Raw genomic sequence first — 18,352 nt, 5'->3', positions numbered from 1 at the left:
CTGTGTCGAATCGTCGAAGTGTCGGATCAAGGAGAGGCGGACACACATGGAGATCTCCGGCATCTTCACCGCGATCGTCATCGGCATCGTGATCGGCGTGCTGGGCCGACTGGCCATTCCGGGACGCCAACGCATCGGCATCCTGTGGACGTTGCTGGTCGGCATCGTCGCGGCACTCGTCGGAACCGGTCTCGCCGGTGCCTTCGACGTCGCCGAGACCGACGGTATCGACTGGATCGAACTCGCCATGCAGATCGGTCTCGCCGCCGTCGGCGTGGCGGGAGTGGAGAGGCTCAAGGGGCGGCGCTGATTCACGCTCTACGAAAGTGTGGCGCTACGCAGTCGACCTGTAGTGGGATTGGGCTACCCTGGCACAACGCCCAGTGGAGGAGCCCGGATTGACCAGGCCGACCGGATCGGGGAGCGCGCGCTCCCTCCTGCTGACCGTGCTCGGTGAGTACGTGCTGCCACGGGACGTTCCCGTCTGGACCTCGGCACTGTTGCGCGTGATGGACGGCCTCGGCGTCGAGGAGAAGGCGGCCCGCCAGGCCCTGAACCGGCTGTCGGCCGGCGGCATCATCACTGCCGAGCGGGCCGGGCGGCGGGTGCGCTGGGCGCTGACCGAGCACGGCAGGACGCTGCTGAGCGAGGGCGCGGAGCGCATCTACTCCTTCGGGCGGGCACGGGCGCGCTGGGACGGCCGCTGGCTGGTACTGCTCGTCAGCGTCCCGGAGACCAAGCGCGAACTGCGCCACCGGCTGCGCACCAGGCTGACCTGGGTCGGCCTCGGCAGCCCGGCACCGGGCCTGTGGGTGGGCCCGCATCCCGCGCGCGAGGCGGAGGCCAAGCAGGTGGTGGAGGAGCTGGGCCTCGGCCCGGAAGTGTCCTCGTTCTGCGGGCCCTTCGCGGGGATCGGCTCCGAGCGGGACATGGTGGAACAGGCGTGGCGGCTCGGAGATCTGGCGACGGAGTACGAGGAGTTCGTCCGCGCCTTCGCCGGGATGCGCGCCGAACCCGGAATGGACACCCTCCTCGCACAGGTCCGCCTCGTGGACGCCTGGCGCCGCTTCCCGGCCCTCGACCCGCAACTGCCCCTGGAACTGCTGCCCCCGCACTGGATCGGTGTGCGCTCCGCGAACCTCTTCACCGAGCTGCACGAGCGGTGGCACGGCGCCGCGCAGGAGGAGTGGGACCGGCTGACCGCCCCTCTCACGCCTCCAGCTTGAGCCGGTACACCTGCGCCGCGTTCCCCGCCAGGACCAGGCCCGTGGTCGTCTCGTCCGGACACAGGGCCGCGACCGCGCGGGCGTTCCTCGCGATGCCCGGGACGCCCGGCCAGTCCGTGCCGAAGATCATGCGGCGGGTGAGACGGGCCCAGTCGTGCTTGCCGTAGTACGTGCGCAGCCGGGACGGCGGCAGGCCCGAGAGCTCGATCCAGACCCGTTCGTTGGACAGCGCCATGAAGGCCGCCGCGTCGTACCACCAGCCGCGCCCGCCGTGCGCGAGCGCAACGTCTAGGCGCCGGAAGTCGCGCAGCACGTCGTCCAGGAACAGCGGGTCGGCGTACTTGTTGAGGGCGCCGGGGAACGTGCTCGTGCCGCAGTGCACGACGAGCGGGACACCGGCCGACTGGCACAGCTCGTACGCCGGGTAGAGGCGCCGGTCGTTGGCGGCGACGCCCGCGTGCACCGGGTGGAGCTTGCAGGCGACCGCGCCCAGGTCGAGCTGGCGCTGAAGTTCCTCCTCGATGGGGTAGTGCAGGTGCGGGTTGATGTTGGCGATCGGCTTGGCCCTGGCCGGGTCGTAGGACGTGATCGGCAGCAGGTCCTCGATGGGCTGGATGCCGGTCGCCCGCGGGCTGTACTCCGAGAGCAGCAGCGCGATGTCGACGCCCTCGGAGACGAGGTGGCGGTGGAACGCCTCGGGGTCCACCGTGTCGTCGTCGTAGATCCGGGCGAGGAGATCGTGGTCGGCGATGCCCTGGGTCCACTCCTCGTATGTCGGTTTCAGCGTGGACAGGCGCGCCGGGTGGAGGTGCACGTCGATCAGCGGGTGGCCGTCCAGCATCAGGTCTCCTCGTACGGTTCTCGGTAAGCGATCACGTCGTCGGCCGCGCGGGCCCTCAGCTCCACACGGCGGATCTTGCCGGTGGCGGTCGTCGGCAGCGTCTCGGTGAACAGCACGTGCCGGGGCCGCTTGAACGAGGGCAGCCCGGTGCGGCAGTACGCGATCAGTTCCGCCGCGGTGGTGTCCTGCCCCGGTGCGGCGACGACATACGCGACCGGCTTCTCCAGGCCGTCCGTGTCCGTCGCCGCGACCACCGCGGCCTGGGCGACGGCGGGGTGTTCGAGCAGCCGCGCCTCGACCTCGGCGGGGGACACCCAGATGCCACCGGCCTTGAGCATGTCGCCGGTGCGCCCGAGACACGTGAAGTAGCCGTCCTCGTCGCGCACGTAGGTGTCTCCGGTGCGCAGCCACTCGCCGCGGAACACCTGGCGGGACTCGTCGTAGCGCGACCAGTAGCCGGTGGCGACGGAGCGGCCGCGGACGTGCAGGGTGCCCGGTGTGCCGGTCGGTGTCTCGCGGTCCTCCTCGTCGAGGACGCGCAGCTCGTAGCCGGGCACCGGGCGGCCCGTCGTGCCCGGACGGATCGCCCCCGGCGCGTTCGACAGGAAGATGTGCAGCGTCTCGGTCATGCCGATGCCGTCGATGATGTCGACGCCGAAGCGCTCGCTCCAGCGGCGTTGCAGGGCGGCGGGCAGCGGCTCGCCCGCGGACGCCGCGAGCCTGACACCGGCGAGCGCGTCGCCGGGCAGCTCGGCGCGGAGCATGTTGGCGAAGAACGTCGGCCCCGCGAAGAACAGCGTCGCGCCGAACTCCCGTGCCCGCGCGGCCAGCAACTCCGGGCGGGACGGCTCCGGTTCGAGCACGGTCGTCGCCCCCGCCGCGAGCGGGAACAGCAGCGAGTTGCCGAGCCCGTACGCGAAGAACGCCTTGGCCGCCGACAGACACCGGTCGCCTGCCCTGATGCCGAGGACCCCGGTCGCGTACGTCTCGCAGACCTCTGCGACGGCGCCGTGCCGGTGCATGGCGGCCTTGGGCGAGCCGGTGGTGCCGGAGGTGTAGAGCCAGAAGCCGGGGGAGTCGGCCGTGGTGGCGTACGCGTCGGTGTCCGGGTCGGCCTCGGCCAACTCCCGCAGCGGGTGCACCGGGAGGTTGCCCGTGAACGTGACATCGGCCCCGGCGAGCAGCCCGCGCAGCTCCGGGGCGTCCGGCACCGCCTTGTCGGCCACCGCCGCGTACGAGGAGCTGACGGCCAGGAAGGCTGCCCGCGCGTCACGCAGCAGCTCGGCGAGGTCGCCCGCGTGCAGCATCGTCGACACCGGCACCGGAATCGCGCCGACCCGCAGCGCGGCGAGGAAGACGGTGACGAAGTCGGGGGAGTCCGCCATGAACAGCATCACGCGCTGCTCGGGCCGCAGGCCGACCGCCCGCAGGCCGTTCGCCGTGCGGCGCAACCGCTCGTGCAGTGCGGCGTAGGTGAGATCGCCCGCGGGTCCTGTCAGGGCGAGGCGGTCGCCGTCCCCGTGGTCGAGCCGGCGGTCGAGCAGATAGCGGCACGCGTTGAAGGGTTCGCTCATCGTCGGCTCCCCGGTCGTCGGCTTCAGACGCTTCGGACGTCTTCAGGTGAGGTGCACGTACTCGTAGTCGAACGGCTTGCCGTTGATGCCCTGGCGCGGCGGGGCGATCCAGGAGGCGATCCGGCCGGGCTCGTGCACGGGCCGCATCAGCGAGCGGATGTACGTCTTGTCCACCTCGGTCGGCAGCCAGGCGCCCCGGGCGTCCTCCCACGCGTCGGCGGTGAGTACCGTGCCGTCGGGCGCCGTCTCGACCGCGGCGAAGGCGCCGACCTGCCGGTTGAACGCGATGTGCGGCAGATACAGCCGCTGCTCGATCCCGGCCTCCTCCAGCAGACGGTTCCAGCGGTTCAGGCCGCTGTGGCAGTCGCGGATGTACTCGCGGCGCAGATCGGTGTTGAGGCCCACGAGCGCCGCGACCTCCCGCTGCCCGATCACGCCCTCGACCAGCGCGTCGACCAGGAACGAGTCGTCGGTCAGCGTGTGGTCGTCCTTGCGGCGCTCCTCACCCCAGCGGCCCTTGAGGCCCGAGGTGTAGTAGTTGGCGACGTTCGTCGACGTCTCGGAGCCGAACAGGTCGAGCGAGACCGAGTAGTGGAAGTTGATGTACTTCTGGATCACGTCGAGCGGGATGCCGCCGCAGCCGGTCAGGTCTTCGGTGTCGTGCTGGCGCATCAACTCGGCAGAGCGCAGCACCACCCGGTCGATGCCGGTGGTGCCGACGAACATGTGGTGCGCCTCTTCCTTCAGCATGAACTCGGCGGTGCGCGACAGCGGGTCGAAGGCCGACTCCTTGAGCGTGCCCAGCTGGTACTTGCCGTCGCGGTCGGTGAAGTACGTGAACATGAAGAAGGACAGCCAGTCGGGCGTCTCCTCGTTGAACGCGCCCAGGATGCGCGGCGATTCCTCGCTGCCGGAGTTGCGGTGCAGCAGCTCCTCGGCCTCCTCGCGCCCCTCCCGGCCGAAGTAGGCGTGCAGCAGATACACCATCGCCCACAGGTGCCGGCCCTCCTCCACGTTCACCTGGAAGAGATTGCGCAGGTCATAGAGGCTGGGCGCGGTGGCACCCAGATTGCGCTGCTGCTCGACGCTTGCCGGTTCGGTGTCTCCCTGGATGACGATGAGGCGTTGCAGATCGGCCCGGTACTCGCCGGGCACCTGCTGCCAGGCGGGCTCGCCGCGGTGCGCGCCGAAGGCGATACGGCGGTCGGGTTTCGGTTCGGAGAGGAAGACACCCCAGCGGTAGTCGCGCATCGCCACGTGCCCGAACCGCGCCCAGCCGTCACGCCCGACGTCGACCGCCGTGCGCAGATACACGTCGCTGGTGGGGAGGGTGGGGCCCATGGAGTCCCACCAGGTGAGGAAGTTGGGCTGCCAGGACTCCAGGGCCCGCTGGAGCCTGCGGTCCTCGTGAAGATCCACATTGTTGGGGATCTTGTCCGTGTAGTCGGCGGTGAGCGCCATCGTCACACCCGCTTCCGGTCGAATTCGGCGCGCTGTCCGGTGCCGTACCTGCGCAGGGCCCCTTCGGGGCCCGAGGCGTTGGGACGGTTGAAGATCCAGTTCTGCCAGGCGGTGAGCCGCCCGAAAATCTTGGTCTCCAGTGTCTCGGGGCCCGCGAAACGCAGGTTCGCCTCAAGACCTGTGAGGGCGTCCGGGCTGAACCCGGCCCGCTCCTCCAGTGAGATCCGCACCTCCTCGTCCCAGTCGATGTCGTCGGGGGCGAACGTGACGAGGCCGAGCCGCTCGGCCTCTTCGGCGTCGAGTGGGCGGCCCTCTGCGGCGCGGGCCGCCGCGAGCGACTCCGTGTCTGCGAGGAACCGGGTCTCCAGCCTGCTCAGCCCGTTGCTCATGGGGAGCGGGCCGAGGTTCATCGGGCCGACGACGAGCGCGGCCGGTTCGGCGGCCGGGTCGATCTCCTCGAAGACTCCGGCCAGTTGGAAGGACCGGTCGGCCGCGAGCACGGTCTCCAGGAGCGTCCCGGCGAAGCAACTGCCCGGCTCGATCAGGGCGATGAGGCTGCGGCTGCTCAGGTCGAGGCGCTTCAGCGTGCGCTTGAGGTAGAGCGTGATCTCGCGGGCGAGCCAGTCGTCGCGGTGGGCGAGCAGCAGGGCGTCGTGGCCGAGGATGCGGGAGGCGTCGCCCCGGCTTCGTACGACCCAGGTGCCCAACTCCGGTTCGTTCGTGCGCAGATCGAGGACGAGGTCGTCGAGCTCGCGGGCCAGGGCCAGCGGCCAGCTCGCGTCGCCCTGGTGGTGCAGGGCGGCGAGGTCGGCCGGGGCGTCGGCCTGTGGTCCTTCGAGTGTGATCTCTACGGTGCGGCGGGCGCGGTCGAGCGTCGCGTGCACGTACCGGTACGCGATCCGCTCCTCGGTGTCATCCTCGGTCCGGGTCTTCTCCAGCGGGGTGAGGCGGATCCCCGGCGGGTCGTTCGCCGGGCGGTCGGAGTGGGCGGCGGCCTCGGCCGCGCGGGCGGCGATGGTGTGCTCCCACTCCCCGCGCGGCACGGCCTCGTCGACCAGGCGCCACTGCGCGGCCCGCTTGCCGCCCAGGCCCTCCGGCTTCGTGGCGAAGTAGTCGGCGCGGTCGCGGCGGACGTGCCGCTTGTCGACGAGCCGGGTCAGGCCGCCGGTGCCCGGCAGCACACCGAGCAGAGGCAGCTCGGGCAGGGACACCGCCGACGAGCGGTCGTCGACGAGCAGGATCCGCTCGCAGGCGAGCGCCAGCTCGTAACCGCCGCCGGACGCCGTGCCGTTGAGGGCGGCGAGGTAGGTCTGGCCGGAGTGCGCGGAGGCGTCCTCGATGGCGCCGCGCGTCTCGTTCGTGAATTTGCAGAAGTTCACCTTCCACGCGTGGCTCGATCCGGCGAGCATCCGGATGTTCGCCCCGGCGCAGAACACTTTCTCCTTGCCGCTCGTCACCACCACCGCACGTACCTCGGGGTGCTCGAAGCGCAGCCGCTGCACGGCGTCGTAGAGCTCGATGTCGACGCCCAAGTCGTAGGAGTTGAGCTTGAGTTCGTAGCCGGGCACGAGGCCGGCCTGCTCCGCCACGTCCATGGTGAGCGTGGCGACGGCCTCGTCGACCTTCAGCGACCAGTGGCGGTAGTGCGTCGGCGCGGTCCGGAACTCGACGCGCATGGCGGTCCCCTCGTCCTCGATTGGTCCTCGACAGTTCTCCATGAGTCCTCGGATGACACAACACTCCACGCTCGGCTGTAGGAGCGTCAATATCCCGTAGCACGTTTCCTGGGGGCGGGCAGGGTCTGGACGGGTGGCGGGAGGCAAAAGGTATGGTCGCGAGCATGACGGCCTACAAGACGGTGAACCCCGCGACCGGCGAGACCCTTGAGGAATTCCCCGAGGCGACCGCGAAGCAGATCGAGACGGCACTGGCCGACTCCCATGCGGCCTACCAGAGTTGGCGCACCTCGCCCGTCGAGACCCGCTCCGCGGTGCTGCGTCGCGTCGGCGAGATCTACCAGGAGCGCAAGGACGAGCTCGCCCGCATCATCAGCCTGGAGATGGGCAAGCCGCTCGCCCAGGCCAAGGGTGAGGTCGACATCGTCACCAGCATCTACGAGTACTACGCCACGCAGGGCCCGGGCTTCCTCGCCGACGAGGAGCTCTCGGTCAGCGGCGGCGGCACCGCCACCGTGCGCACCGCCCCGCTCGGCTCGCTGCTCGGGATCATGCCGTGGAACTACCCGTACTACCAGGTGGCCCGGTTCGCCGCGCCGAACCTGATGCTCGGCAACACGATCCTGCTCAAGCACGCCCCGAGCTGTCCGCAGGCGGCCCTCGCGATGGAGCAGATCTTCGCGGACGCCGGACTGCCGACCGGCGCGTACATCAACGTCTTCGCCACCAACGACCAGGTCGCCGACATCATCGGCGACCCGCGCAACCAGGGTGTCTCGCTGACCGGCAGCGAGCGGGCCGGTTCGGCCGTCGCCGAGATCGCGGGCCGCAACCTGAAGAAGTGCGTCCTTGAGCTGGGCGGTTCTGACGCCTTCATCCTCCTGGACACCGACGACGTGGCGAAGACGGCCCGCAAGGCGGCAGGCGGCCGGCTCGGCAACGCGGGACAGGCCTGCAACTCGCCGAAGCGCTTCCTTGTCCAGGAGGGCCTCTACGAGGACTTCGTGCGCGAACTGACCGCGAACGTCGGGGCGGTGCAGGCCGGTGACCCGCTGGAACCGGACACCAAGTTCGGCCCGCTGTCCTCGCGGGCAGCCGCCGACCAGCTGCTCGAACAGATCAAGGACGCCGTCGACAAGGGCGCCACGCTGCACACCGGCGGCAGCCGAGGCGAGGGCCCGGGCGCGTACGTCCAGCCGACCGTGCTGACCGGCATCACGCCCGAGATGCGCGCCTACACCGAGGAGCTGTTCGGCCCCGTCGCCGTCGTCTACCCGGTGGCCGACGAGGACGCCGCCGTCGAGCTGGCCAACAGCTCGCCGTACGGGCTCGGTGGCGCGGTGTGGAGCGGCGACGTCGAGCGCGCCAAGCGGGTCGCCGACCAGCTCGACACCGGCATGGTGTGGATCAACGGCTTCGCCGGCACCCAGGCGGACCTGCCCTTCGGCGGCGTCAAGCGCTCGGGCATCGGCCGTGAGCTGGGCAAGTACGGCATGGCGGAGTTCGCGAACAAGAAGCTGATCCGCGTCCAGGGCTGATCACGCCGCGGCCGGCCCGCCCCTGACACGCAGGGGCGGGCCGGCCCTCGCGTGTCAGGGGCGGGCGTACGGCCGGGTCATGATCTCCATGTTGTGGCCGTCCGGATCGTCGAAGTAGGCCCCGCGCCCACCGAACAGGTCATTGACCCGGCCGGGCTCGGTGTGTCCGGGGTCGGCGTAGTACGTCACCCCGACCGTCTCCAGGCGTAGTGCTGCGCCTGGATCGGCTCGTCCCGCTTCTCGTAGTAGTCGAGCGTCACGCCGTTGCCGAGGTCGAGGGGCAGGAACGGTCCGAAGGGGGCGCCCACCTTCAGACCGAGGATCGCGGCGATGAACTCGGCGGACAGGTGCCGGTCGCTCGCGTAGACGGCGGTGTGGTTGCGCCGCGCACGGGCGCCGGGGGACGGACGCGGAGAGGAACGGCGGGCTTCTCGCCCGCCCCTGGCTCACGCCGGGGCCGGGAGCCTCACTCGTGCATGGCCCATGGCCGACCCGGTAGTCACCCGAGCGACCCTAGGGCCTGTACGGAGTTCCCCCGCGGCGGAACTCAGTACAGGCCCTAGTGCCGCTCCCGGACAGGGACAACGCTATTTCCGGCGGCGGAAGAACAGCCACACCCGCGCGGCCATGAGGCCGAGGACCACCACGGCCGCCGTGATCTGCAGCCAGCGCGGGACCGCGTCGAGACCGGGCAGGTACAGGGCGAGCGGCGTCATGGCACCACGCCTCCTCAAGTGCGGCAAATCGGGCTCCGGGTCGCGAATGTACCAAGTCGCCCGTTGGGCCGTCGGCCGTCAGATCACCTTGCGGCGCACCAGCGCGGCCAGCACCAGTGCGCCGGGCAGCAGCGGCCCCCAGACCGTGAGCAGACGGAAGCCCACGACCGCGGCGGTCGCCTCGACGACCGGTGACCCCGCGCCCACGAGCGCGATGGCGAGGGCCGCCTCGACGGACCCGATCCCGCCCGGCGTCGGCACCACCCCGGCCACCGCCGAGGCCGCCAGATACGCGAGGGCGATGTCCAGCGACGGCACCGGCACCTCAAGGGAGCGTGCCACCGCGACCATGACGGTGGCCTGCAACGCGGGAAAGCCGACCGCCCCGCACCACAGGGCCAGCGCGCGGGCGGGCCGGGCGTGCAGGGCCCGCACATCGGTCAGCGCGGTGGCCAGGAAGTCCCGGACGGCGCCGCGCAGCGGCCGCACCCACCACAGCACCCCCGCCGCCACCGCGACCACCGCGACGAGCAGGAGCACCGCGAGGCCACCCCGCTCGGCCGGCACGAGGCCGCCCAGCGGCAGCGCGTCCGGCGAGGCCGCCATCAGCGCGATCAACAGGGCGTACCGGCCGATGGGTTGCGCCAGCGAGTACAGCGCGAGCGCGGCGCAGGCGCGGGTCGCCGATATCCCGCACGAGCGCATGAACCGCAGCGTCACCACGTGCGCGCCGAGCCCCGCGGGCAGCAGGTGATTCGCGGAACCCGCGGCGACCTGCGAGGCGAACAGCCGCCCCGGGGGCAGCGGTTCGAGCACCGCGCCCTGCCGCAGCAGACACACCGGTACCCAGCACGCGACCGTGACCACGGCGGCCGCCAGCAGCCAGCCGGGATCCGCGCCGCGCAACTGCGCGAGCCCCGAGGCGAACACGGGCCAGTTCCAGGCCACCCACCCGGCGACCAGGACGAGCGGAACGAGCGCAATCCATTTCCGTAACGGAAGTCGGCGTCGCGGAGCAGGTCGCAGGACAGGAGGAGGGGGAGTGGCCACGCTTGAGCCGTCCTTTCAGGGCGCGCACAGCGCAGGGCGGGGGAGAGAGCGGTATGGGGCCACTACAGTCATGCCCGTTTTCGGCGGCGTCGTAGTGTCGCGCGCCCGTCGATCTGCGAAACGGTGCGGGCCCGCGGCCCAGCGGTGGCCCGACGTGGACGCGAGGTAGGATTTTCGCGGCGGTGGGGCTCGCCGTCCTCCCACCGCGGCACAGTCGCCGCCAACGGTCCCTACTTGCGACGACGCACACCCGTAACGTGTGCCCGGCGAGTAGGAGACGTACGTGGAAGAGGCCCGCCCCCGATGCTGAACGAACCCGTCGACCCGGATGTGGAACTGCGTGGTCCCGTTCCGCGCAAGGACGTATGGCGCGGACAGGGGCCCGTGATCGCCGTGGTCTCGCTCGGCGGCGCGGTCGGCGCGAGCGCCCGCTACGGGGCGACCCTGCTGTGGCCCACGGCGACCGGCGCCTTCCCCTGGACGACGCTCGTCGTCAACGCGATCGGCTGCGCCGTCATCGGCGTCTTCATGGTCGTCATCAGCGACGTGTGGGCGGCCCACCGCCTCGTCCGGCCGTTCTTCGGCACCGGCGTCCTCGGCGGCTTCACGACCTTCTCCACGTACGCCGTGGACATCCGGAACCTGATCGACGAAGGCCACCCGCTCACCGCACTCGGCTACCTCGCCCTGACGGTGTGCGTGGCGATCGCGTCGGTGTGGACCGCGGCGCGTCTGACCCGCCGCGTCATCCAGGGGAGGCAGCGGTGACGACCCACAACCCGGACGGGAGCGACGCGTGAACTGGCTGTTGGTGATCGTGGGTGCGATGGTCGGCGCCCCGCTGCGCTATCTCACCGACCGCACCGTCCAGTCCCGGTACGACACGGTGTTCCCCTGGGGCACGTTCGCCGTCAATGTGGCGGGGTCCCTGATCCTCGGTCTCGTCACCGGCGCCGTCGCGGCCGGCGGCGCCTCCTCCCAGGTGCAACTGCTGCTCGGCACCGGCCTGTGCGGGGCGTTGACGACGTACTCCACGTTCTCGTACGAGACCCTGCGCCTGGCCGAGAACGGGGCGCGCCGCTACGCCGCCGTCAATGTCGTCGGCAGCGTCGTGGCAGGACTCGGCGCCGCGTTCGCGGGCGCGGCACTCGCGGCGGCCGTCTGGGCGTGAGGGGAGGGCGGGGGCGGCAAGCCCCGCTCAGTGCAGTCCCGACACCCGGAACACCGATTGCGCCAGCTCCCCGTCCACCCGCCGCGCCAGCCTGCGCAGCGCGGTCGCGCCGCACAGCAGGAGCCCGCGCCGCTCCGACTCGCGGGCGGCGTCATCGAGGAGGTGCCACAGCGGCGGATTGGCCACGAGGACCTGTGGGTCGATCTCGACCCGACCGCCGAACTGGTCGCGCAATACCAGTCGTTGGGCGACACCGTCCACGCAGCGCACCGACACCAGCAGGTCCGTACGCACCGTGTGCTCGCGCCACAGCCCGCGCGCGGTGAGCCGGTCCACGGTCGCGGTGACCCGGGCTGGCAGCAGCACCACGGTGAGCAGCGCGCCGAGCCCCAGCCACAACACGCCGCGCCACAAGGTGAACTGACCGGACAGTGTGTCGATCCCGAGCAGCAGCGCGCTCAAGCCCACCCCGCACCGCACGGCGCTGTGCGCCTCGCCGGCCCACTGTTCGTCCCGTGCGCCAGAGGGGTCCGTCGCGCTGAAGATGTCTGCCATGCCGCCGACGCTAGGCACGCCATCCCGTGCCGTCCGCCTTCTTGATGTGTCCCGAACGCCTCTGCGTACGCCTTCTTGACGAGGCGCGCGCCGTGGTCGTCAACGACGCGTCAAGGTGCGCGGACCGACCGCGAAGATCCCGCTAGGAGGCGCGGTCACGGCCCCGCCGGGGGCACAACCTGGCCCCACCGTTCCACCGGGCCACCGCCCCCGACCGTGAGCAGGACTCCCATGACGACCCAGGCCACCGAACCCGCGGGAACCATCACCGCCGAGGAACCTCCTGATCCGGCGGGGACCGAGCGGCACCGCCTCACCGCCGTGACCGGCCTCGCCGCACTGTCGCTCGACGCCATGGCGTCCGTCGCCTACGGCCCCGAGGCGATCGTCCTGGTCCTGGCCGCCGCCGGCGCCCACGGCCTCGGCTTCACCCTCCCGGTCACCCTCGCCATCGCCGCGCTGCTCGCCGTACTCGTCGCGTCCTACCGGCAGGTCATCGCCGCGTTCCCGGACGGCGGCGGATCGTACGCCGTCGCGAAGAAGCATCTGGGGGCCCGGACCAGCCTGGTGGCCGCCGCCTCCCTCGTCCTCGACTACGTACTGAACGTCGCCGTCGCCGTGACCGCCGGGGTTGCCGCCCTGACCTCCGCGTTCCCGGCGCTGTACGGCGAGCGGCTGTGGATATGTCTGGCCGTGCTCGTACTGATCACGGCGGTGAACCTGCGCGGCATCGTCGACTCGGCGCGCGCCTTCATCGCGCCGACCGCGATCTTCGTCGTGTCGATCCTCGTCCTGATCGTCATCGGCCTGTTCCGCGACGCCCCCGTCTCCACGCAGGCCGCCGCGGGCCATGCCTCCGCCCTCGCCGACAACGCCACCACCGTCGGCGCGCTGCTCCTGCTGAAGGCGTTCGCCTCCGGCTGCTCCGCGCTGACCGGCGTCGAGGCCATCGCGAACGCGGTGCCGCAGTTCCGCACCCCGCGCGCCCGCCGCGCCCAGCACGCGGAGGTGGCACTCGGCGCGGTCCTCGGCGTCATGCTCATCGGCCTCTCCGTGCTCATCGCCCGCTTCCATCTCCAGCCGGTGGCGGGTGTCACCGTTCTCGCCCAGCTCGCGGACGCGTCCCTCGGCCACAACTGGGCTTTCTACGTCGTGCAGTTCGCGACGATGATCCTGCTGGCGCTGTCCGCGAACACGTCGTTCGGCGGACTGCCCGTGCTGCTCAAGCTGCTCGCCCGCGACAACTACCTGCCGCACGTCTTCGCCCTGAAGGCCGACCGCCAGGTCCACCGGCATGGCGTCCTCACCCTCGCCGGTGTCTCGGCCGCGCTGCTGGTCTTCTTCGGCGGTGACACCAACACCCTCGTGCCGCTCTTCGCCATCGGTGTCTTCGTCGGCTTCACCATCGCGCAGGTCGGCATGGTGATCCATTGGCGCGGGGTGCCGGGAGCCCTCGGAAAGCTGCTCCTGAACGGGGTGGGCGCCCTGCTCACCGGGGTGTCCGCGCTCGTCGTGACCGCCACCAAGTTCCACGACGGCGCCTGGCTGATCGTGATCGCGCTGCCGCTGCTCGTCCTCGCGTTCCGGGCCGTGCACCGCGCGTACGACCGGATCGGCGAACGCCTCGGACTCGGCCGCATCCCTGCCTGTCCGACACACGCCCGTTCGCTCGTCATCGTCCCGGTCTCCGGTATCTCCCGGCTCACCAGCGAGGCACTGACCGCCGCGAACTCCCTCGGTGACGAGGTACGCGCCGTCACCGTCGTGCACTCCGATCCGGAGGACCGGGCCGCGAGCGAGGCGCTCCTACGTGACTGGGCGCTGTGGAACCCGGGCGTCGAGCTCGTCCCACTGCCGTCCGAGCGGCGTGCCATCGGCAGGCCCGTCGCCGCGTACGTACGCGGGGCGGCAGCACCAGGTACGCGCGTGACCGTGCTCGTCCCGGAGGCCGAGCCGGCGCGGGCCTGGCAGCGGATCCTGCAGAACCAGCGGGGCGCCGTCGTCGCACACGCCGTGCGCCGGGACACCGACGCGGTGATCTGCCGGCTGCGGTTCCGCCTGAACTGACCCGGGTCTCAGGCCGCGACGGCCATCCGCTCCACCGGGTACGACCGGTGCGGGGCCACGACGCCCCCGTCGGGCCGCAGCTCACCGGTGTCGTCGAAGACGATCGTGCCGTCGCAGCACAGGCTCCAGCCCTGCTCCGGGTGGGCGGCGACGACGTGCACGGCGTCCGGGCACGCGGGGCGGTGGAAACACATGGCGACCTCCTGGTCGGCCGGCGGGGCGGTCCTGGAGGGCTGCCCCATGTGTCGACGATGCGCCCGCCGGGCCCCGCGAAAGAAGGGCCGGGCGGCGAATGTGACAGCTCCCGGACACTCCCGGAACCGTTCCACGACCCCGCCGCCCGCCCCCTCGCGTAAGAGAGCCGTCAAGGGCGCACACGGCGGCGTATGGGAGCCGTCAACGGGGATCGAAACCGGCCATGACCGGGGGTTTCCTCTCAGTGTCAGTTCCGAATCAACACCTTCAACCAGGGAGCTCACGATGGCCGACCTGGCCTTCGTCGTCACCACGATCGCGGTCTTCGCGCTGGTGGCACTCGTCGCCAAGGGGGTGACCAAGCTGTGACCGCCGAGAACATCGTCGGCCTCGTCGTGGCCGTCGCCCTCCTGGGCTATCTCGTCCTCGCCCTCATCTACCCCGAGAGGTTCTGAGTACAGATATGAGCCCCGAACTCGCCGGAGTGCTCCAGTTCGTCGCGCTGATAGCGGCGCTGGCACTGGCGTACCGCCCCCTCGGCGACCACATGGCCCGGGTCTACTCCTCCGGCAAGCACCTGCGCGTGGAGAAGTGGATCTACAAGGGCATCGGCGCCGACCCGGACACCGAGATGCGCTGGACCGCCTACCTGCGCGGCGTCCTCGCCTTCTCGGCCATGAGCGTCCTGTTCCTGTACCTGCTTCAGCGGATCCAGGGCAGTCTGCCGGGCTCGCTCGGCTTCGCCTCGATCGACCCTGACCAGGCCTTCAACACGGCCGCGTCCTTCGTCGCCAACACCAACTGGCAGTCGTACGCCGGCGAGCAGGCCATGGGCCACGTCGTACAGACCGCCGGACTCGCCGTGCAGAACTTCGTCTCGGCGGCCGTGGGGATCGCCGTGGCGGTCGCGCTCGTACGCGGCTTCGCCCGCTCCCGCACCGGTGAGCTGGGCAACTTCTGGTCCGACCTGGTGCGCGGTGTCATCCGGATCCTGGTTCCGATCTCCGTGATCGGCGCGCTCGTCCTGGTCGCCTGCGGCGCCATCCAGAACTTCTCCGGCATCCACTCGGTCGGCCAGTTCATGGGGGGCTCGCAGCAGTGGAACGGCGGCGCGGTCGCCTCCCAGGAGGTCATCAAGGAACTGGGCACGAACGGCGGCGGCTACTTCAACGCCAACTCCGCCCACCCCTTCGAGAACCCCACCGCGTTCTCGAACCTCTTCGAGGTCTTCCTGATCCTGGTGATCCCGTTCGCGCTGACCCGCACCTTCGGCCGCATGGTCGGCTCGGTCAAGCAGGGCTACGCGATCCTCGCCACGATGGCGACGATCTGGATCGGCTTCACCGCCCTGATGATGTGGACCGAGTTCGCCCACCACGGCCCGGCCTTCCAGGCCGCGGGCGGCGCGATGGAGGGCAAGGAGACCCGCTTCGGCATCGGCGGCTCGGCGATCTTCTCGGTCGCCACGACGCTCACCTCGACCGGCGCGGTGAACTCCTTCCACTCCTCCAACACCGGCCTCGGCGGCGGCCTCAACATGCTCGGCATGCAGCTCGGTGAGATCGCTCCCGGCGGCACCGGATCCGGCCTCTACGGCATGCTGATCATGGCGATCATCGCGGTGTTCATCGCAGGCCTCATGGTGGGCCGCACGCCCGAGTACCTCGGCAAGAAGATCGGCACCCGCGAGATCAAGTTCGCGGCCTGCTACATCCTCATCACCCCGGCCCTCGTGCTCGTCTTCACGGCCGTCGCGATGGCCCTGCCGACCCCGCCGAACTCCATGCTCAACCCCGGCGCGCACGGCTTCTCCGAGATCCTGTACGCGTACACGTCCGGCGCCAACAACAACGGCTCCGCCTTCGGGGGCCTGGCCGCCGACACCCAGTGGTTCAACACCACGATCGGCCTCGCGATGCTGCTCGGCCGCTTCCTGCCGATGGTGTTCGTGCTCGCGCTCGCCGGCTCGCTCGCCGAGCAGCGGCCGGTCCCGGCCACGGCGGGCACACTGCGCACCAACAAGCCGCTCTTCACCGGCCTGCTGGTCGGCACACTCCTGATCATCACCGGCCTGACGTACTTCCCCGCGCTCGCGCTCGGCCCGCTCGCGGAAGGGCTCGCGTCATGACCGTACGTACCGAACGTTCCGAGAATTCCGAGGACACGATGTCCACTGCCACACCCACCAGGGCGCCCCACCCGGACGTGCCCACCGGGCACAAGCCCGGCGGCGGCAAGGTCGGCGGGGGCCTGTTCGACCCCAGGCAACTGCTGAAGTCGCTGCCCGACGCCTGCCGCAAGCTCGACCCGCGCGTCATGGTCAAGGCGCCCGTGATGTTCGTGGTGCTGATCGGGTCCGTGCTGACGACGGTGTTCTCCTTCCTGAACCCGTCCGACTGGTTCGGCTGGACGATCAGCGCCTGGCTGTGGCTGACGGTGATCTTCGCGAACCTGGCGGAGGCCGTCGCCGAGGGCCGCGGCAAGGCGCAGGCCGACACACTGCGCAAGGCGAAGACCGACACCGTGGCACGCCGCCTGACAGCGGGCCGCGAGGAGCATGTCGCCGGCACGGAGTTGAAGATCGGTGACCTCGTCGTCTGCGAGTCCGGCGACACCATTCCCGGCGACGGTGACGTCGTCGAGGGCGTGGCCTCCGTCGACGAGTCGGCGATCACCGGCGAATCCGCCCCGGTCATCCGCGAGTCCGGTGGCGACCGGTGCGCGGTCACCGGCGGTACGAAGGTGCTCTCCGACCGCATCGTCGTCAAGATCACGACGAAGCCCGGCGAGACGTTCATCGACCGCATGATCAACCTGGTCGAGGGCGCCGCCCGGCAGAAGACCCCCAACGAGATCGCGCTCAACATCCTGCTGGCCTCGCTGACCATCGTCTTCCTGCTCGCGGTGGCCACCCTGCCGCCGTTCGCGAACTACGCGGGCAAACACCTCAGCATGGTCGTGCTCGTCGCCCTGTTGGTGTGTCTGATCCCGACCACCATCGGCGCGCTGCTCTCCGCGATCGGCATCGCGGGCATGGACCGGCTGGTGCAGAGGAACGTACTGGCCATGTCGGGGCGTGCCGTCGAGGCCGCGGGCGATGTGTCCACGCTGCTGCTCGACAAGACCGGCACCATCACCCTCGGCAACCGCCAGGCCGCCGAGTTCGTACCGGTACGCGGCACCACGGAGGCCGAGGTCGCCGACTCCGCGCAACTCTCCTCGCTGTCCGACGAGACACCCGAGGGCCGCTCCATCGTGGTCCTCGCCAAGGAGAAGTACGGGCTGCGCGAGCGGCACCAGGGCGAGCTGACGGGCGCCGAGTGGATCGAGTTCACCGCCCAGACCCGCATGTCGGGCGTCGACGTGGACGGACGCAAGGTCCGCAAGGGGGCGGCCGGTTCGGTCATCGCCTGGGTCAAGGAGCGGGGCGGCCGCATCGCCGACGACGCGGAGACCCTCGCCGACCTGATCTCCCAGGCCGGCGGCACACCGCTGCTCGTAGCGGTCGAGGACACCGAAGGTGCCCGCGTCCTGGGCGTCATCCACCTCAAGGACGTCGTCAAGGACGGCATGCGCGAGCGGTTCGTCGAGCTGCGCCGGATGGGCATCAAGACCGTCATGATCACGGGTGACAACCCGCTGACCGCCAAGGCGATCGCCGAGGAGGCAGGCGTCGACGACTTCCTCGCGGAGGCCACGCCCGAGGACAAGATGGCCCTCATCAAGCGGGAGCAGGCGGGCGGCAAGCTCGTCGCGATGACCGGTGACGGCACCAACGACGCGCCCGCCCTCGCGCAGGCCGACGTGGGTGTCGCCATGAACACCGGTACGTCGGCCGCGAAGGAGGCCGGCAACATGGTCGACCTCGACTCGAACCCGACCAAGCTCATCGAGATCGTCGAGATCGGCAAGCAACTCCTCATCACCCGGGGCGCGTTGACGACCTTCTCGATCGCCAACGACGTCGCGAAGTACTTCGCGATCATCCCGGCGCTCTTCGCGGCGGTCTACCCCGGCCTGGACAAGCTCAACATCATGGGCCTGTCCAGCCCGGACTCCGCGATACTCTCCGCGGTCATCTTCAACGCGATCATCATCATCGCGCTCGTGCCGCTCTCCCTGAAGGGCGTTCAGTACCGGCCGGTGAGCGCGGACAAGCTGCTCCGTCGCAATCTCGGGATCTACGGCCTGGGAGGGCTCGTCGCGCCCTTCATCGGCATCAAGCTGATCGACCTCCTCATCTCCCTCATCCCCGGGCTGTGACCTTGAGAAAGCGTGCTGA

Annotated in this window: 17 protein-coding genes and 1 pseudogene; 9 read left to right on the top strand and 9 right to left on the bottom strand. The window is 70.5% G+C overall.

Translation table 11 applies throughout. The features are described from left to right. Nucleotides 1–46 precede the first annotated feature (46 nt). Both ACFYWS_RS02785 and ACFYWS_RS02780 read left to right on the top strand, forming a co-directional pair. Nucleotides 47–310, top strand: a complete 264-nt coding sequence (locus ACFYWS_RS02785) for a GlsB/YeaQ/YmgE family stress response membrane protein (RefSeq protein ID WP_389268762.1) — start codon at nucleotides 47–49, stop codon at nucleotides 308–310. Nucleotides 311–398: 88 nt separating this feature from the next. Further along, the gene (locus ACFYWS_RS02780; protein WP_389268760.1) at nucleotides 399–1,226 is read left to right on the top strand and encodes a PaaX family transcriptional regulator C-terminal domain-containing protein; all 828 of its coding nucleotides are present in this window, start codon (nucleotides 399–401) and stop codon (nucleotides 1,224–1,226) included. Here the strand turns inward: ACFYWS_RS02780 and ACFYWS_RS02775 are convergent. From ACFYWS_RS02775 to boxC, 4 genes are read right to left on the bottom strand one after another with little or no spacing between them, the layout of a single operon-like run. Next, complete coding sequence (locus tag ACFYWS_RS02775) at nucleotides 1,210–2,067, bottom strand: amidohydrolase family protein (RefSeq protein WP_389268758.1); 858 nt, start codon at nucleotides 2,065–2,067, stop codon at nucleotides 1,210–1,212. The genes ACFYWS_RS02780 and ACFYWS_RS02775 overlap by 17 nt on opposite strands. Then, nucleotides 2,067–3,641 (bottom strand): benzoate-CoA ligase family protein, encoded by a 1,575-nt coding sequence (locus ACFYWS_RS02770; RefSeq protein WP_389268756.1) that lies wholly within the window; start codon nucleotides 3,639–3,641, stop codon nucleotides 2,067–2,069. Before ACFYWS_RS02770 ends, ACFYWS_RS02775 begins: the two co-directional genes overlap by 1 nt. 42 nt (nucleotides 3,642–3,683) lie before the next feature. Further along, nucleotides 3,684–5,102, bottom strand: a complete 1,419-nt coding sequence (boxB, locus tag ACFYWS_RS02765) for a benzoyl-CoA 2,3-epoxidase subunit BoxB (RefSeq protein ID WP_389268754.1) — start codon at nucleotides 5,100–5,102, stop codon at nucleotides 3,684–3,686. A 2-nt stretch (nucleotides 5,103–5,104) separates the two neighbouring features. Beyond that, the gene (gene boxC / locus ACFYWS_RS02760; RefSeq protein ID WP_389268752.1) at nucleotides 5,105–6,778 is read right to left on the bottom strand and encodes a 2,3-epoxybenzoyl-CoA dihydrolase; all 1,674 of its coding nucleotides are present in this window, start codon (nucleotides 6,776–6,778) and stop codon (nucleotides 5,105–5,107) included. Nucleotides 6,779–6,942: 164 nt separating this feature from the next. Between boxC and ACFYWS_RS02755 the strand changes: the two genes are divergently transcribed. Further along, nucleotides 6,943–8,316: an NAD-dependent succinate-semialdehyde dehydrogenase gene (locus tag ACFYWS_RS02755; RefSeq protein ID WP_389268750.1), complete on the top strand. Its 1,374-nt coding sequence runs from the start codon at nucleotides 6,943–6,945 to the stop codon at nucleotides 8,314–8,316. 54 nt (nucleotides 8,317–8,370) lie between these two features. Here the strand turns inward: ACFYWS_RS02755 and ACFYWS_RS02750 are convergent. The 3 genes and pseudogenes from ACFYWS_RS02750 to ACFYWS_RS02740 all read right to left on the bottom strand — a co-directional run bounded on the left by ACFYWS_RS02750 (nucleotide 8,371) and on the right by ACFYWS_RS02740 (nucleotide 9,962). Beyond that, a pseudogene (locus ACFYWS_RS02750) lies at nucleotides 8,371–8,663 on the bottom strand (VOC family protein). A gap of 240 nt (nucleotides 8,664–8,903) precedes the next feature. Beyond that, nucleotides 8,904–9,032, bottom strand: coding sequence for a hypothetical protein (locus tag ACFYWS_RS02745; protein ID WP_389268748.1), 129 nt, complete (start codon nucleotides 9,030–9,032; stop codon nucleotides 8,904–8,906). Between the two features lie 78 nt (nucleotides 9,033–9,110). Beyond that, nucleotides 9,111–9,962, bottom strand: coding sequence for a YbhN family protein (locus ACFYWS_RS02740; RefSeq protein ID WP_389268746.1), 852 nt, complete (start codon nucleotides 9,960–9,962; stop codon nucleotides 9,111–9,113). A 423-nt stretch (nucleotides 9,963–10,385) separates the two neighbouring features. Here ACFYWS_RS02740 and crcB (ACFYWS_RS02735) point away from each other — a divergent pair, with 423 nt between their 5' ends. Both crcB (ACFYWS_RS02735) and crcB (ACFYWS_RS02730) read left to right on the top strand, forming a co-directional pair. Next, on the top strand, nucleotides 10,386–10,850 hold the full coding sequence (crcB, locus tag ACFYWS_RS02735) for a fluoride efflux transporter CrcB (RefSeq protein WP_389268744.1): 465 nt from the start codon (nucleotides 10,386–10,388) through the stop codon (nucleotides 10,848–10,850). 28 nt (nucleotides 10,851–10,878) lie between these two features. After that, nucleotides 10,879–11,253 (top strand): fluoride efflux transporter CrcB, encoded by a 375-nt coding sequence (crcB, locus tag ACFYWS_RS02730; protein ID WP_389268742.1) that lies wholly within the window; start codon nucleotides 10,879–10,881, stop codon nucleotides 11,251–11,253. 27 nt (nucleotides 11,254–11,280) lie between these two features. Here the strand turns inward: crcB (ACFYWS_RS02730) and ACFYWS_RS02725 are convergent, their stop codons facing one another. Continuing rightward, complete coding sequence (locus ACFYWS_RS02725; protein ID WP_389268740.1) at nucleotides 11,281–11,808, bottom strand: hypothetical protein; 528 nt, start codon at nucleotides 11,806–11,808, stop codon at nucleotides 11,281–11,283. Between the two features lie 231 nt (nucleotides 11,809–12,039). On the opposite strand from ACFYWS_RS02725, the gene ACFYWS_RS02720 reads away from it, so the two are divergent. Continuing rightward, nucleotides 12,040–13,875, top strand: a complete 1,836-nt coding sequence (locus ACFYWS_RS02720; RefSeq protein ID WP_389268738.1) for an APC family permease — start codon at nucleotides 12,040–12,042, stop codon at nucleotides 13,873–13,875. An 8-nt stretch (nucleotides 13,876–13,883) separates the two neighbouring features. On the opposite strand, the gene ACFYWS_RS02715 is transcribed toward ACFYWS_RS02720, so the two are convergent. Next, a complete protein-coding gene (locus ACFYWS_RS02715) occupies nucleotides 13,884–14,069 on the bottom strand; it encodes a DUF5999 family protein (RefSeq protein WP_389269467.1) in 186 nt (61 codons plus the stop codon). 366 nt (nucleotides 14,070–14,435) lie between these two features. Here ACFYWS_RS02715 and kdpF point away from each other — a divergent pair, with 366 nt between their 5' ends. Genes kdpF through kdpB form a run of 3 tightly spaced genes read left to right on the top strand, consistent with a single transcriptional unit; the run spans nucleotide 14,436 to nucleotide 18,333 of the window. Beyond that, on the top strand, nucleotides 14,436–14,525 hold the full coding sequence (gene kdpF, locus ACFYWS_RS02710) for a K(+)-transporting ATPase subunit F (RefSeq protein ID WP_018533641.1): 90 nt from the start codon (nucleotides 14,436–14,438) through the stop codon (nucleotides 14,523–14,525). An 8-nt stretch (nucleotides 14,526–14,533) separates the two neighbouring features. Then, nucleotides 14,534–16,198, top strand: coding sequence for a potassium-transporting ATPase subunit KdpA (gene kdpA, locus ACFYWS_RS02705; RefSeq protein ID WP_389268735.1), 1,665 nt, complete (start codon nucleotides 14,534–14,536; stop codon nucleotides 16,196–16,198). A gap of 38 nt (nucleotides 16,199–16,236) precedes the next feature. Then, on the top strand, nucleotides 16,237–18,333 hold the full coding sequence (gene kdpB, locus ACFYWS_RS02700) for a potassium-transporting ATPase subunit KdpB (RefSeq protein ID WP_389269465.1): 2,097 nt from the start codon (nucleotides 16,237–16,239) through the stop codon (nucleotides 18,331–18,333). Nucleotides 18,334–18,352 lie beyond the last annotated feature (19 nt).

This window comes from Streptomyces sp. NPDC002795 (genome assembly GCF_042888725.1).
Taxonomy (GTDB): Bacteria; Actinomycetota; Actinomycetes; order Streptomycetales; family Streptomycetaceae; genus Streptomyces.
The sequence above is the reverse complement of the archived record's forward strand: the minus strand, read 5'-3'. Positions and strand labels throughout refer to the sequence as shown.

Coding starts and splice junctions, on each gene's coding strand:
- ACFYWS_RS02775 (WP_389268758.1), bottom strand. CDS start 2,067: ATGCTGGACGGCCACCCGCTGATCGACGTGCACCTCCACCCGGCGCGC.
- kdpA (WP_389268735.1), top strand. CDS start 14,534: ATGAGCCCCGAACTCGCCGGAGTGCTCCAGTTCGTCGCGCTGATAGCG.
- ACFYWS_RS02785 (WP_389268762.1), top strand. CDS start 47: ATGGAGATCTCCGGCATCTTCACCGCGATCGTCATCGGCATCGTGATC.
- kdpB (WP_389269465.1), top strand. CDS start 16,237: ATGTCCACTGCCACACCCACCAGGGCGCCCCACCCGGACGTGCCCACC.
- ACFYWS_RS02725 (WP_389268740.1), bottom strand. CDS start 11,808: ATGGCAGACATCTTCAGCGCGACGGACCCCTCTGGCGCACGGGACGAA.
- boxB (WP_389268754.1), bottom strand. CDS start 5,102: ATGGCGCTCACCGCCGACTACACGGACAAGATCCCCAACAATGTGGAT.
- ACFYWS_RS02755 (WP_389268750.1), top strand. CDS start 6,943: ATGACGGCCTACAAGACGGTGAACCCCGCGACCGGCGAGACCCTTGAG.
- ACFYWS_RS02715 (WP_389269467.1), bottom strand. CDS start 14,069: ATGTGTTTCCACCGCCCCGCGTGCCCGGACGCCGTGCACGTCGTCGCC.
- crcB (WP_389268744.1), top strand. CDS start 10,386: ATGCTGAACGAACCCGTCGACCCGGATGTGGAACTGCGTGGTCCCGTT.
- ACFYWS_RS02720 (WP_389268738.1), top strand. CDS start 12,040: ATGACGACCCAGGCCACCGAACCCGCGGGAACCATCACCGCCGAGGAA.
- ACFYWS_RS02770 (WP_389268756.1), bottom strand. CDS start 3,641: ATGAGCGAACCCTTCAACGCGTGCCGCTATCTGCTCGACCGCCGGCTC.
- boxC (WP_389268752.1), bottom strand. CDS start 6,778: ATGCGCGTCGAGTTCCGGACCGCGCCGACGCACTACCGCCACTGGTCG.
- ACFYWS_RS02745 (WP_389268748.1), bottom strand. CDS start 9,032: ATGACGCCGCTCGCCCTGTACCTGCCCGGTCTCGACGCGGTCCCGCGC.